Origin of the sequence: Bradyrhizobium sp. BR 10261 (genome assembly GCF_019455395.1) — a bacterium.
GTDB classification, from domain to species: Bacteria; Pseudomonadota; Alphaproteobacteria; order Rhizobiales; family Xanthobacteraceae; genus Bradyrhizobium; species Bradyrhizobium manausense.
Genome location: NZ_JACOFQ010000025.1, coordinates 82,459 through 95,622, shown reverse-complemented (window position 1 = coordinate 95,622; position 13,164 = coordinate 82,459). Strand labels below are relative to the sequence as shown.

The window sequence follows — 13,164 nt, the reverse complement described above, 5'->3', positions numbered from 1 at the left end:
GAGCCGCAGGTGAGCGATCTCACCCGCGGCTCGCCGGTCAGCTTGCGGCCCGGAACTCGATCTCGGAATTGTTGATGAAGCAGGTCTTGTCGAACAGCTTCAGGTCGAGCGGGTTCGGCAGCCTGACATCGCTGATGTCAGGGCAGGGCTTTGTTGAGGAATCATAGGAGCGATCGATCTGCGAGATGAAGACGACGATCAGCCCCTTGTCGCGCGCAAAGGATTTTAGCGCGCGCACCTGAACGGTGAGATCAGGGTTTTCGCGCCGCTGATCGAGCAGTTGCAGATAGTCGATGACCACGACCGTGCCGCGCGGCGCAGTGGCCATCTGCTTGACGACATAGTCGGCGCTGATGGCGTCGGAGCAATCGACCTCGAACAGCTTGTCGAACTGCACAGGCTCCACGCCGAGCGCACGCAGGCGATCGAGCACGTCTTTCTCGGTGTATTCGAGCGAGAAGAACGCGGCGCGGTGGCCTGATTTCATCGCCTCCAGGGCGAGTTCGAGGCTCATCAGCGTCTTGCCCTGACCGGGGCGCGCCCCGACCAGCACGAGGTCGCCAGGCTTGAATTGCGGAAACAGCTTGCTGGCTGGTGTCAGTGCCGCAGCTTTTGCCGCGAGCAAGCTCCAGGCGGAAAACCCTTCCGTCGTCGCGATGCGGTCGAGCGCGTCGTGCAGAGGGATGCCTTGCTCGCGGGACAGGCGTTTTGCTTTGCGCTTGAGATGATAGATCGGCGCAGACAATTTCATCGTCAGAACCTCCTGATGCGAGCAGAAAGCGCAATCCCTCCTTATGCCCGATGCTCGAACAGTCGGTCCGATGGTTTAGTCGCCCGGCATGATCTGTACTTTCCCGGCGGAGGGGGGAGGCGTGGGCGGCACCTGATGCAAGCGTAACTGATTCCGCGCGCGTGGAGAACGCGCAGCAGCTCATCGCCAACAGGAATGCAATCAGACGGCGGCTTCCGGCAGCAGCGCGCGGGTCGGCCCGAACAGTTCTTCAAACGACTGCCGCAACGCGACGTCGACATCTGCCATGGTCACGAGCTGGCCGAGATCGACCAGCGAGGTGACGCCGTAGCGGGCGTCAGTGACGCCGCAGGGGACGATGCCTGCAAAGTGTTCCAGCTCCGGCTCGACATTGATGGCGATGCCGTGGAACGAGACCCAGCGCTTCAGCCGCACGCCGATCGCCGCGATCTTGTCCTCGTGCTCCGCCCCTTTGTCCGGGCGCTTCACCCAGACGCCGACCCGGTCCTCGCGTCGCTCGCCGCGCACGTTGAAGGCGGCGAGCGTCTTCAGGATCAGCTCTTCGAGGCTCGCGACATAGGCCCGGACATCAGGCCGGCGGCGCTTGAGGTCGAGCATGATGTAGGCCACCCGCTGGCCGGGGCCGTGATAGGTCAGCTGACCGCCGCGCCCGGTCGCGAAGGTCGGGAAGCGGGAATCGAGCAGGTCGGTCGCCTTGCCTGATGTGCCTGATGTGTAGAGCGGGGGGTGTTCGAGCAGCCAGACCAGCTCCGGCGCTTCCCCGGCCGCAATCGCGGCGACGCGGGCCTCCATGGCGGCCACCGCATCCGGATAGGGCACGGGGCAATCCGAGATTCGCCACTCGACGGGCTCGCCATCGGCGGCGGAAAACGACGTCAAATCGAGCTCTTGGCGCTTGTTCTGGCGGGGGCTTTGCGACGAATTAACCATTGGCTAACCATAACGTGGTGATCATCTCGGGAGCAAATGCCAAGTCCCTAAGTGTCGTTCTCCAGTTGCGGCGGTCCTGACAGTGCCCACACTCGATAAAGTCACCGTGGATCTCATGGTCGTCCTCGGGACGACCACCATGCCGATCCATCAAGTATTACGTCTTTCCCGCGGCGCCATCATCGAGCTGGACGCAACTGAGGCCGACGAGGTCAAGGTTCTCGCCAATAATCTGCCTGTAGCTTCCGGCGTCGTGCTGGTCGACCGCAACAGGATCGCGGTCGAGGTCAAGCAGATGCTGCCGCGGACGCCCGGGAGCCGATAGCGGCCAGGGCACGCGTTCGCGCCGGATAGGGCCGATCCGGGCGGGGATAAGACTTTCCTGCCAGGCCTGTGGAATTCACCGCCTTTGCAGGCTTGTATCCCCCTGATGGATTTGTTAGATCGGCGACCGCTGATCCGGCCAGCCTCAAGACCTCAGGCCGGTATCTCCTAGCGCTCGTGGCGGAACTGGTAGACGCGCTGCCTTGAGGTGGCAGTGGGTAACACCGTGGGGGTTCGAGTCCCTCCGAGCGCACCACTTTCAAATCTCATTCCTGGAAGCCAGCGGCCCGCTCGGGCCTCTCAGCCATATTCCTCGCCGATCCCGTATTCCCGGTAGATCTCGAGCGGGTCGAGATCCGGGAACAGGCGGCATTTGGCCTGGGCCAAGTGCAGGCTCACCGCGTTCGGCTCCTTGCCGTGCGACAGCATCTTGCGGATGTCGTCCATGTGCGCGCTCGGCTGGTGCTTGGCCTCGAGCTGCTCCAACGCGACCAGGGCGGTGGCGAGCGCCTCGGTCAGAACCCACTCGTCGTGGCCCGTGATTCCCTTCTTCGACATCGGCAGACCTCACGCGTCAGCGGCGGCAGCAGTCTACCGTAGCTTTTCTTGAATCTCCATCGAGCAGCACTGGGCGGCGGCGGCTCGCGCTCTTGCTTGCATTATGGCGGCGCGTGGCTAAAAGGCGGCGGCGCGCGGGCGATGGTATGCTTCCTGATGCAATAGTGGCGTAGATGGCCTTGCGCGACCTCTCTCGGCTGGAGCCAGCATGGTCTTTCTAAGCTTCGTCTACCGGTTCCTGACCAACTTTGCGTTCATGGCGCTGGTCTATTTCAGCCTGAACTTCATGGAGAAGTACCAGAACCGGGCGGTCCTCGCGATCCTGGTGCTGGTCTATGCCGGCATGCGGGCAGCCTCGACGCTGCGGGCGTTCTATTTCTTCCAGAAGATCGAGAAGCTGGAGGCCGAGACCAAGCGCCTTCAGGCGCCGATCAATGACGGCTCGGGCGGGACCAGCGCACGCAAGCAGATCGTGACCGACGTTGCGCGGCTGCGCCGTGACGGCGAGCTCAAGTCCTATATGGACTTGTTCTTCCTGGCGCTGATCGTGCTGCTCTGCGTCGCCAATATCATGCGGCAGTAACGCGCTTAGCTCAGGCCCGCTTCTTCAGGCTGGTGGCGAGCCGGGTCGGGCGGGACGCCGTGCCCTTGGCTTGAGCCGCGTGCTTCGACGCGGAGGACGCAGCCGTCCGGCGGGCTTGAATTCTGCCTGCCTTGCCCTTGCCGGCATGCGGCGTCTCTGCTGCCATCGCGAGCCGCGTCGCGGCGCGCCGCGACAGGGTCGTCGACAGCAGCACCTCGACCGAGCCCTCGGGGATTGCGAAGAGATCGCGGCCGGGCGCGGGCAGGGTGGAGGCGATATCGGCCTGCGCCATGGTCTTGCGCGGCAGCACCCGCGGCTCGTGCGCGGTCTCGGCGTTGAGATCGGCAAGACCCGGCGCCGGCAGCGTCGCGGTTTGCGCGAACACGAAATTCGGCACCTGCGGCCAGCGCGCGATCGGCGTCGTCTCCGTCGGCGGATGCAGCAGCCATTCCACCGGCGTGGTCGGTGTCGCCGGCTGGTCGGCGGTCGCGGGCACCACATGCACGATGCGATAACCGCGCGCCTTGAGGTCGCGGATGATCTTGGGCAGCGCCGCCACGGTGCGCGGCTGGATGTCGTGCAGCAGCAGGATGCCCTTGCCCTTGGCCTCCAGCCGCTGGATCGCGAGCTGGTAGACGCGATCGGGCGAGACGTGGCGCCAGTCGTCGGCCGGGAAGTCGGCGCTCCACACCTGGATGCCGCGCGAGATCAGATAGTTCTCGACGCCGTCAGCACGCATCAGGCCGGGAATGCGGAAGAACGGCGCCAACTTGGACGGGTCCGTCATTGCCGCCGACGTCCACTCGATGCCGCCGTTGATCTCGGCCTCGGCCTTGTCAATTGGCATCCTGTCCATCGTCAGCGGATGGGTCATGCTGTGCGTGCCGACGGTGTGGCCCGCCGCGACCAGCTTGCGCACGCCTTCCGGATTGGCCTTGGCCTGCTGCCCGATGATAAAGAACGTCGCCTTGATGCACTCGCCCGCGAGGATCTGGAGCACCTGGTTGGAATATTTTGGCAGCGGACCGTCGTCGAAGGTCAGCACCACCTCGTGATCCCTGAGCGGCAGCGTCTCGCGGTACTGCATGGTGCCGATGCGCGGATGCTCGTGCGGGTCGACGACCAGCGTGCGTGATGTGCCGAGCGCATCGGGGTGTCCCGGGCAGTCGGCTGCGAAGGCAGCCGGTGACGCGGTGGTCAGCAAGCCCAGCAGCAGGACGGTCCACGATCGCGCCCGAAAAACAACGCTACTTCCGATCATGAAACCCCGTCTGCCCTCATCTACATTGGCTGCGATATCGGTAGGTCGGAGACATCAGGAAACGGTTCAGGTGCCAAGACCTTTCCCGCCCGAGGCGCCCCTCAATCATTGCATGGCGTAGTATGAACAGAATGTTAATAGGGCTCAAATCACCCCAATTTGGTCAGCCGTGACATTCCGGCATCAATGCGCGTCGGCGTTCTTCTGGGATGTGCCCGCCGGCACGACATGGACCACGCGATAGCCATTCTCCCGCAACCACCGCAGGAAGTCCGGCATCATGGCGGCCGTGCGCGCCTGGGCATCGTGGAACAGGATGATACCCTTGCGGGCGGCGGTGACGCGGTCGGTGATCAACTTGAGTTCCTGCGCCGGCGTCATGTCGTTCCAGTCGCTGGCCCAGAAATCGGCGCCGAACACGACGATGCCGCGGTGCTCGAGCATGTCGAGCTGGGCCGGCGTGGACTCGAAATAGGGGAAGCGGAAGAACGGCGTCGACGGTGTCGTGGTCGAGACCCCGTGCAATGCCTTCTCGTCGGAGGCGATGCCGTGGTCGATCTCGTAGTGCGCCGTATCAGCCGGGATACGCGCCATGTACGGATGCGACCAGGTGTGATGACCGATGGTATGACCTTCGCGGGCGATGCGCTTGACGAGATCAGGGAATTCGGTGGCGCTGCGGCCGACCAGGAAGAAGGTCGCGCGCACGCATTCCTGCGCCAGCGCCGCCAGCACCTTGTTCGTCGAGGGCGGACGCGGACCGTCGTCAAAGGTCAGCACCACCTCGTGATCTTCAAGCGGCAGCGTCTGCGGAAAGCTCTTCAAGCCAACGCGTGGCGTGGTCTTGGCATCGACGCTCAGGATCCGCGAGGTGCCGAGCGCATCGCTCCGGGGGCAATCAGCCGCCCGGGCCGAGCCGATCACGGTGAGGCCGGCGAGAGCCAGGCCCGTCGTGATCGAGGTCCATTTCGGCCGATGCATCTTTACCATTGCGCTCGCGATTGTCTTGTGGGTATTGCCTCACCGTCAGCCCAAACCATCAAACCTGTGAAACGGCGAGGCGTTCCCATGGATGAACAGATCGATGGCGCTGCTTCCGCCGAGGCATTGGTACTCGACCACGTCCCCATGCGCAACGAAGACGGCGAAATCAGGCATGAATTCGTCGAGGAAATTGCCCATGCGATCGAGGCCGCCGACAGCGCTGCGCTGCGCGCCTGCGTCGCCGAGCTGCACGAGGCCGACCTCGGTGATCTCATCGCGGCGCTTGCGCCCGACGACCGCGTCCGCCTGGTCGAGCTGACCGGCGCCGATTTCGACTTTTCCGCGCTGAACGAGGTCGACGAGAGCGTTCGCGAGGAAATCCTCGACGAGCTGCCGCCGGAAACGGTAGCCGAAGGTGTCCGCGAACTGGAATCCGACGATGCGGTCGAGTTGCTGGAGACCCTCGACGAGGCGGAGCAGGAAGAGATCCTCGAGAAGCTGCCGCTCAAGGAGCGCGTCGCGCTCGAGCGCAGCCTGCTGTATCCGGAAAACTCCGCCGGCCGCCGCATGCAGACCGAGTTCATCGCTGTGCCGCAGGATTTCACGGTCGGGCAGGCGATCGACTACATGCGCGACACGCCCGATCTGCCTGACCGGTTCTACGAGATTTACGTCGTCGACAAGGACCAGCACTGGCAGGGCGCGGTGCCGCTCGACGTGCTGCTGCGCGCCCGCCGCCCGGTGCCGCTGACCGAGCTGACCGACGAGGATCGCCGTCGCGTCTCCGTCCTGGAGGATCAGGAGGAGGTGGCGCGCATGTTCGGCAAGTATAATCTCGTCGCAGTCCCCGTGCTCGATACCCAGGACCGCCTCGTCGGCGTCATCACGGTCGACGACGTCGTCGACGTCATCGAGGAGGAGGCCGACGAGGACCTCAAGGCGCTCGGCGGCGTCACCAGCGATGAAGAGCTGTCGGACACCTTTCTCACAATTGCGCGCGGCCGCTTCAACTGGCTGCTGATCAACCTCGCCACCGCCTTCCTGGCCTCGTCCGTGCTCGGCCTGTTCGAGGGCCAGCTCGAGAAGATGGTGGCGCTCGCCGTGCTGGCGCCGATCGTCGCGAGCCAGGGCGGCAATGCCGCGACCCAGACCATGACGGTCGCCGTCCGCGCGCTCGCCACCCGCGAGCTCGGTTCCTCCAATGCCTGGCGCGTGGTGATCCGCGAGACGCTGGTCGGTCTCGTCAACGGCATCGGCTTTGCGGTGATCACGGGCATCGCGGCGGTGGCATGGTTCAAGATCCCGGGCCTCGGTGTCGTCATCGGGCTTGCGATCATCGTGAACCTCGTCGCCGGCGCGCTCGGTGGCATCCTGATCCCGATGGCGCTCGAACGCGTCAGGGCCGATCCGGCCGTGGCCTCGGGTACGTTCGTGACGACAGTGACTGACGTGGTCGGATTCTTCTCCTTCCTCGGCATTGCAACGCTGTGGTTCGGGTTGAAGTAAGACCCGTGTCTGCTCCGTCATTCCGGGGCGCGCCACTTGGCGCGAGCCCGGAATCCATCTGTCCGCATGCGCCGGTGCTCAATGGATTCCGGGCTCGCGCCTCGCGCGCCCCGGAATGACGGTGAGACCATCTTTAATCCGACCTTAAGCGACCTCCCGCATGATTCCCTCGCGCTTGGGGGAATGAGCATGCGGTTGCGGCTGAAGGCGGACGGACGGGTCGTTGAGTTGCGGGACGGGCAAGAGCTTCCTATTGCGCCGTTTTCCGTCCAGCCGGTCCAGCCTGCGATCGAGACTCCGCCGGCGGAAGCCGGCTCGCTCGGGGTGCGCGATCTGCGCCGGCGCGCCTGTTTGACCCAGATGGAGTTCGCCGCCAAGCTTGGCGTGCCCGTCGAGACCATCCGCAATTGGGAGCAGGGCAAGCGCGCCCCGCGTGGACCCGCCCGCGCGCTGCTGGCCGTGATCGCGCATGCGCCTGATACGGTGTTCCAGGCGCTGGCCAAAGCCTGACGTCAAGGCCTGACTCGCGAACCTGCCGACAGCATTGCGGCTGAAGATCAGCATCTACAGCCAGCCTCGTCCGTTGCACTCTGGCGACCAGGTCCATAATGACGGCGCTGACGACTCCCGGGGCGCCGCAACAGAGAGAATCCTCATGCTGTTCGTCGAGGCCAATGGCGCCAAAATCCCGGCGATCGGGCTCGGGACCTGGGAGCTGAGCGGCCGGACCTGCGCCCGCGTGGTCGAGCAGGCGCTGCGGCTGGGCTACCGCCATATCGACACCGCCCAGGTCTATGACAATGAGCGCGAGGTCGGCGACGGATTGCGCGCCTCCGGCGTCCGCCGCGACGACGTCTTTGTCACCACCAAGGTCTGGACCAACCATTTCGCGCCGCACGATCTCGAGCGGTCGATCAAGGAGAGCCTGGTGCGCCTGAGGCTTCCCGCTATCGACCTCGTGCTGTTGCACTGGCCCAATCCGCACGTGCCGCTGGAGGAGACGTTGGGCGCGCTGGCGCATGCCAAGCGCATGGGCCTCACGCGCCACATCGGCGTCTCCAATTTCACGGTCGCGCTGATCGAGCAGGCGGTCGCCCTGTCAGGCGAGCCGCTGGTCTGCAACCAGGTCGAATATCATCCCTATCTCGATCAGGCGAAGGTGAGGGCGGCCTGCGACCGGCACGGGATGGCACTCGTTGCCTACAGCCCGATCGCCAAGGGCCGCATCAAGTCCGACCGGACGCTCCTGGACATCGGCCACGCCCATCGCAAGACGCCGGCGCAGATCTGCCTGCGCTGGCTGGTGCAACAGAATGTGTCTGCCATTCCCAGAACCTCGCGCGTCGAACGTCTGTCGGAGAACATCGAGATCTTCGATTTCGAGCTCTCGGATGACGAGATGGCAGATATCGCCGCACTGGCCAGGCCCAAGGGACGCCTGACCGATTTCGGCTTCGCGCCGAAATGGGATTGAGGGGGAACTTGGGTATGCTAGGAGCAGGATGGCAACCCAAGATCGGGCGATGGAACTGCGCAAGATCATCCGGACGGACATTACGGCGTCGGCGATCGCGCATTTGACGCTGGTCGCGCTGATCATCGTGATCAGCGAGGTCCATCCATTTCATTCCGCGCCGTCCGAGACCGTTGCGGTCGACATCGTCACGCCGGAGCAGGTGAAGCAGCAAGAGGCCAAAGCAGAAGAAAAGGCAGAGGAGAAGGCCAAGAAGGAGGCGAAGGAGGAGGCGAAGGAGAAGCCGTCCGAGCCGCCCCCTGATCTGAAGCTGCCGAAGCTCGACTTCACTGACAAGGACAAGCCGGACACATCGCCCCAGCCTGCGGCCAAGGAGAAGCTGGCGCCTCAGCAGAAGCAGGCTGCGCACGAGGCGCAACAGAAGCAGCCTGCGATGCCGCAGCCGCAGGCGGCCGCTCCGGCCTATCAGCCGCCGGAGCCTGATGTGACGATCAAATACGGCGTGATGCTGGGCCTGCCGCCCGCGTCGAAAGACGCCCCCAAGGATGATGGTGGCGATGCCAAGGACTCGATCGCGGCCAAGCTGCCGCCGGAGGTCATTACCGAGCTTCGGCGTCACCTGAGAAGTTGTTTGAAACTCCCGGCGGAGGTCGCGCCGACCGATGCCGTGCGCATCAGACTGCGGATGGTGATGGCCACCGACGGTACGCTGGCGCGGCCGCCCATCCTGATCGAGGCGCCGCCGTCCGCGAAGGGCGTGGCCATCGTAAAATCAGCGATCAGTGCGACGCAAGCCTGCCAGCCTTACAAGATGTTGCCGCCGGACAAATACGAGGAATGGAAGGTGATGGACCTTTCGTTCACGCCGCGGGATTTCGGGTCATAGTTTTCGACTGGGATTACGCGAGCGCGCGACGTGTGTCTGCGTCTACACACTCGCTGTCATCGCCCGGCCAGTGCGCAATTGCGCACCAGGACCGGGCGATCCAGCACTCCGAGACGGCGCGGATAGAACCGAGAAGCTGCGGTGTACTGGATTCCCGCTGCGCGGGGAATGACAGCGTCACTTGGAGAACCATGCCGCCGCCTCATACTCCGTCATTGCGAGCGCAGCGAAGCAATCCAGAACCCCTCCGCGGAAAGACTCTGGATTGCTTCGCTGCGCTCGCAATGACGACGTGCAAAGAGCTCGGCTCACCGGCCGCGCTTGCGCTCATCGCCCGCGGCCACCTCCGGCGCCATGGCGGCCCAGGCGCTGGAGGCGAACTGCCGTCGCCAGGTCACGACCACCACCGCGGCCGTGGTCACGAACAGCACCCAGGGGCTGACGAACCAGCCGAGATAGCCGAGCGCGAAGAAGAAGGCGCGCTGGCCGCGGTTGAAGTGGCGGCCGGCGGATTCGAACAGGCGCGTGGTGCGCATCACATGGGCTTCCGCCTCCGGCGTGTCGCGCTGCGAGGCCGGCGGCATGCCACCATAGAGGATGGCGACATAGTTGAACAGGCGATAGGCCCAGGCGAATTTGAAGAAGGCATAGACGCAGATCAGCACGAGGCCGACGCATTTCAGCTCCCACATTGCGGGCGAGGTGCTGAGATCGATCGGCAGCTTGGCCAGAATCGTGATGGCATCGTTGGTGGCGTGCAGCAGCGCGAGCGCGCCGCCGAGCGCGAACAGGCTGGTGGAGGCGAAGAAGGCGGTGCCGTTCTGAAGCGAGGCCATGATCTGCATGTCGACCATGCGCGCCTCGCGGTCGAGCAGGCGGCGCACCCAGACTTCGCGGTATCTGTTCATCCGGGCCGACAGGCTGTCGCGGCCATAGGCGGAGTGCTCGAGCGTGGCGGCATAAACCAGCCACTCGATGATGAAGAAGCCGACGGCGGTGATGTCGACCCAGTGCCTGCTCATATCTGTCTCCTCGCGGGCCACCACGATTGCCATGCATGTTCCTGTGCGGCAACGATTGATTGGCGGCAGGCGATGGCGCTAAAAGCAGCCGCACACGGATTTACGGAAGGACCCGAGACATGGCAGCGCTCAAGCTCGCGATCGGCAACAAGAACTACTCGTCATGGTCGATGCGGCCCTGGCTTGCGCTGCGCGCCAACGACATCCCGTTCGTGGAGACCGTGATTCCGCTCTACACGGACAATCCCGCGGACAAGGAGCAGATCCTGTCCTTCAGCCGCGCGGGCAAGGTGCCGGTGCTGGTCGACGGTGACATCACGGTGTGGGATTCGCTTGCCATCATCGAGTACATCGCCGAGCGTTATCCGGAGAAGAAGCTGTGGCCCGACGATGTCGCGGCCCGCGCCTTTGCCCGTTCGGTCTGCGCCGAGATGCATTCCGGCTTCATGGCCTTGCGCAGCGAATGCGGCATGAACCTGCACCGTCCGGTGCGGCCTGTGACGCTGTCGGCGGATGCCAAGGCCAATGTCGCGCGCGTTGAGGAGATCTGGCACACGTGCCGGACCCGCTATGGCGCCGGCGGGCCGTTCCTGTTCGGGCGCTTCGGCGCGGCGGATGCGATGTATGCGCCGGTCGTGCATCGCTTCCGCACCTACGCCATCGAGGTCACGCCGGAGACCAAGGCCTACATGGATACGATGATGGCAATGCCGGCGTTCCAGGAATGGACCCGCGATGGCCTCGCCGAAACGCTTGTCATCGAAAAGTTCGAGGACGCATAGTCGAAAACATGATCCGGAGACGTGGATACCGCTTCTCAGATAAGGCCATGCTGGCTTGAAATGTGAATGAGCACCGCTTGACGACGTGCCGAACGGCGGCGCTCAATCATGGGGAATAACGAAGAGGGGACGGCCATGGGACTTCTGGACTCGCTGGAGAACAATCCCGCACTGCGCAGCGCGCTTGGGCAGCTCGGCGCCGCCGTGCTGCCAGCCGTGCTGAGCGAGGTGATGGGCAGCAACAACCAGGGTGGCCTGGGTGCGATCGTCGCAAAGCTGCAGCAGGCGGGCTTCGGCGAGCAGGTGAAGTCCTGGCTCGGCAATGGCCAGAACCTTCCCATCTCGGCCGACCAGCTCCGCGCCGTGCTCGGCAACGACACCGTCCGCCAGCTCGCGGCGCGCTACAACATCCCGGTTGACCAGCTCGGCGAAATCCTGGCCCAGGAGCTGCCCAAGGCGGTGGACCAGGCAAGCCCGAACGGCCATCTGCCTCACGGCGCTTGAGGGCGGGACGTTCCGGCGGTATCGCAGGGAGCTTGGTTCCCTTACTATCGTACTGAAAACATTGCCGGATTGTCCCATTTGAGACGGTTGTATACTGCTGGCCAAAACGCCGCATCGCGTGCTATAGGTCACACCGGGTTTTCAGCCGGTCCGTCGCAGTGGGACCCTGGGCACGGCCGGCGCTGTTTGAGTGATGGAGATGGGCGTTGAAGCATAAATTCCCCGTGGGAACGCGCGTATTGTTCACTGCCAGCAACGTCGCGCGCCCGGCTGCGAGTGGCTCATACGAGGTCATTCGCCTGCTGCCGACGGAAGGCGACGACTGCCAGTACCGGATCAAGAGCTCCACCGAGGCCTTCGAACGGGTCGCCAAGGAAAGCCAGCTCGCGCTGTCGTAATGCGCTGACGCTAGCTGCGCATTGACATCGCGGACGAATTTGCGCCGCTCGCCGTCAAAAGGCCCGCTTCACCTCCGCAAGGTGGGCCGGGGGCAGTTGCCGACTCGCGGTGCTCGCTTGACCATCAGCTCTTTGCTCGCGTGAGGGGACATCGCGCATGAACGGGGCATGGGCCTCATCGCTCGACCAAATCTGGCGCTCGCCATCTTTCCCGATGTGGATGACGCTGGCGGCTGCCGGCTTCTTCGGATTGATCATGCTGATCACGCTGTTGCGCGCCGAGAGATCAGTCGCCAACGGCGCGCTGACCGTCATCACGCTGCTCTCGATCGGCATCGCAGTGGCCGCCACCGTGAAGATCTACGGACCGGTGGGGCAGGCGGCTCCGGCCGAAGCCCGCACGCAAGCCACTGTCACCGCGACCCTCCCGGCGCTGGCCTGCCTCGACGATCTCGCCGGCGATGCCGTGGCCGCCGGCTGCGAGAGGGCACTGTTCGGTGCGCCTGACACGGCGGCAGCCGCCGTGGCTTATACGGCGGCCCGGATCGATCGGCTGACCGCGCTTGGCGATGCCGCGACCGCCGACAAGAGCCTGACGCTCGACACCAAGGTGCTGCGCAAGGCGCTGGAGCGTGATCGCTTCGGCCTCGTGGCGCAGGTGCTGGTCAGCCGCGACGGCTGCACCCAGTTCGATTGCGCCGCGTTCCGCTCGCTGACGGATCAGCAGCAGGTCGCGGCCAATATGGATTCCCATCTCTATGATCAGCTAGTCGCGCGCTATGCGCCGACCTGGAATTCGCCTGTAGCGGCGCCAGGAGCGCTGCCGCCCAATCCGATCGCGGCATTGCCGCCATCGATGCCGTCAGGCAAGCCGACCAATGCCGAGTTCCCGAGCGCCTCGTCGACCCCGCCGGTGAGCATCATGACTCCGGAGCCGCCGACGTCAGCCACGCGCCAGTCGTCGGCCGCCAATGCGTCGGCCGCACCGGCTGCGGCCTCCCGTGCGCCGGCTGCGACCTCGGCGCAGGCCGCCGCGCCCGCTGCGAAGAAGCCGCCCGCGCCGAAGGCTGCGCGCGCGCCGGCCGCCGCGCCGGTTCCGCTCGCACCGCCGCCGGGCGCGGCTCCCGCGGCTGCGGATAACAATTAGTTCGGCTTTGAAAACCTGTGCATGGCCCGCTAA

Annotated in this window: 16 protein-coding genes and 1 tRNA gene; 11 read left to right on the top strand and 6 right to left on the bottom strand. The window is 64.7% G+C overall.

The window, feature by feature from the left end; translation table 11 throughout:
• Positions 1-37 precede the first annotated feature (37 nt).
• Together HYH07_RS26440 and lipB are read right to left on the bottom strand one after the other, a co-directional pair.
• On the bottom strand, positions 38-751 hold the full coding sequence (locus tag HYH07_RS26440) for a DNA helicase (protein WP_220005241.1): 714 nt from the start codon (positions 749-751) through the stop codon (positions 38-40).
• A gap of 201 nt (positions 752-952) precedes the next feature.
• Positions 953-1,702: a lipoyl(octanoyl) transferase LipB gene (gene lipB / locus HYH07_RS26435; protein ID WP_220005240.1), complete on the bottom strand. Its 750-nt coding sequence runs from the start codon at positions 1,700-1,702 to the stop codon at positions 953-955.
• Positions 1,703-1,784: 82 nt separating this feature from the next.
• On the opposite strand from lipB, the gene HYH07_RS26430 reads away from it, so the two are divergent.
• Positions 1,785-2,027, top strand: a complete 243-nt coding sequence (locus tag HYH07_RS26430; protein ID WP_057751563.1) for a FliM/FliN family flagellar motor switch protein — start codon at positions 1,785-1,787, stop codon at positions 2,025-2,027.
• 170 nt (positions 2,028-2,197) lie between these two features.
• Positions 2,198-2,282: transfer RNA gene (locus HYH07_RS26425), tRNA-Leu, on the top strand.
• A 44-nt stretch (positions 2,283-2,326) separates the two neighbouring features.
• Here the strand turns inward: HYH07_RS26425 and HYH07_RS26420 are convergent.
• Positions 2,327-2,584: a hypothetical protein gene (locus HYH07_RS26420; RefSeq protein ID WP_220005239.1), complete on the bottom strand. Its 258-nt coding sequence runs from the start codon at positions 2,582-2,584 to the stop codon at positions 2,327-2,329.
• A gap of 208 nt (positions 2,585-2,792) precedes the next feature.
• On the opposite strand from HYH07_RS26420, the gene HYH07_RS26415 reads away from it, so the two are divergent.
• Positions 2,793-3,167: a hypothetical protein gene (locus HYH07_RS26415; RefSeq protein WP_220005238.1), complete on the top strand. Its 375-nt coding sequence runs from the start codon at positions 2,793-2,795 to the stop codon at positions 3,165-3,167.
• Positions 3,168-3,177: 10 nt separating this feature from the next.
• Here HYH07_RS26415 and HYH07_RS26410 read toward each other — a convergent pair whose 3' ends face one another.
• On the bottom strand, positions 3,178-4,428 hold the full coding sequence (locus HYH07_RS26410; RefSeq protein WP_220005237.1) for a polysaccharide deacetylase family protein: 1,251 nt from the start codon (positions 4,426-4,428) through the stop codon (positions 3,178-3,180).
• 183 nt (positions 4,429-4,611) lie between these two features.
• Positions 4,612-5,418: a polysaccharide deacetylase family protein gene (locus HYH07_RS26405; RefSeq protein WP_220005236.1), complete on the bottom strand. Its 807-nt coding sequence runs from the start codon at positions 5,416-5,418 to the stop codon at positions 4,612-4,614.
• 78 nt (positions 5,419-5,496) lie between these two features.
• On the opposite strand from HYH07_RS26405, the gene mgtE reads away from it, so the two are divergent.
• The 4 genes from mgtE to HYH07_RS26385 all read left to right on the top strand — a co-directional run bounded on the left by mgtE (position 5,497) and on the right by HYH07_RS26385 (position 9,278).
• Positions 5,497-6,918: a magnesium transporter gene (gene mgtE, locus HYH07_RS26400; protein WP_220005235.1), complete on the top strand. Its 1,422-nt coding sequence runs from the start codon at positions 5,497-5,499 to the stop codon at positions 6,916-6,918.
• Between the two features lie 183 nt (positions 6,919-7,101).
• On the top strand, positions 7,102-7,428 hold the full coding sequence (locus HYH07_RS26395; protein ID WP_220005234.1) for a DNA-binding transcriptional regulator: 327 nt from the start codon (positions 7,102-7,104) through the stop codon (positions 7,426-7,428).
• A 145-nt stretch (positions 7,429-7,573) separates the two neighbouring features.
• On the top strand, positions 7,574-8,392 hold the full coding sequence (locus HYH07_RS26390) for an aldo/keto reductase (RefSeq protein WP_220005233.1): 819 nt from the start codon (positions 7,574-7,576) through the stop codon (positions 8,390-8,392).
• 49 nt (positions 8,393-8,441) lie between these two features.
• Complete coding sequence (locus HYH07_RS26385) at positions 8,442-9,278, top strand: hypothetical protein (protein ID WP_220005274.1); 837 nt, start codon at positions 8,442-8,444, stop codon at positions 9,276-9,278.
• 308 nt (positions 9,279-9,586) lie between these two features.
• Here the strand turns inward: HYH07_RS26385 and HYH07_RS26380 are convergent, their stop codons facing one another.
• On the bottom strand, positions 9,587-10,300 hold the full coding sequence (locus HYH07_RS26380) for a DUF599 domain-containing protein (protein WP_057751800.1): 714 nt from the start codon (positions 10,298-10,300) through the stop codon (positions 9,587-9,589).
• A gap of 119 nt (positions 10,301-10,419) precedes the next feature.
• On the opposite strand from HYH07_RS26380, the gene HYH07_RS26375 reads away from it, so the two are divergent.
• The 4 genes from HYH07_RS26375 to HYH07_RS26360 all read left to right on the top strand — a co-directional run bounded on the left by HYH07_RS26375 (position 10,420) and on the right by HYH07_RS26360 (position 13,131).
• Entirely contained in the window at positions 10,420-11,082 is a 663-nt protein-coding gene (locus HYH07_RS26375) for a glutathione S-transferase family protein (protein WP_057751492.1), read from the top strand.
• Between the two features lie 135 nt (positions 11,083-11,217).
• Positions 11,218-11,586, top strand: coding sequence for a YidB family protein (locus HYH07_RS26370; RefSeq protein WP_249781156.1), 369 nt, complete (start codon positions 11,218-11,220; stop codon positions 11,584-11,586).
• Positions 11,587-11,792: 206 nt separating this feature from the next.
• Positions 11,793-11,984, top strand: a complete 192-nt coding sequence (locus HYH07_RS26365; RefSeq protein WP_026312695.1) for a hypothetical protein — start codon at positions 11,793-11,795, stop codon at positions 11,982-11,984.
• A 157-nt stretch (positions 11,985-12,141) separates the two neighbouring features.
• Positions 12,142-13,131, top strand: coding sequence for a hypothetical protein (locus tag HYH07_RS26360; protein ID WP_220005231.1), 990 nt, complete (start codon positions 12,142-12,144; stop codon positions 13,129-13,131).
• The last annotated feature ends 33 nt before the right edge of the window (positions 13,132-13,164 follow it).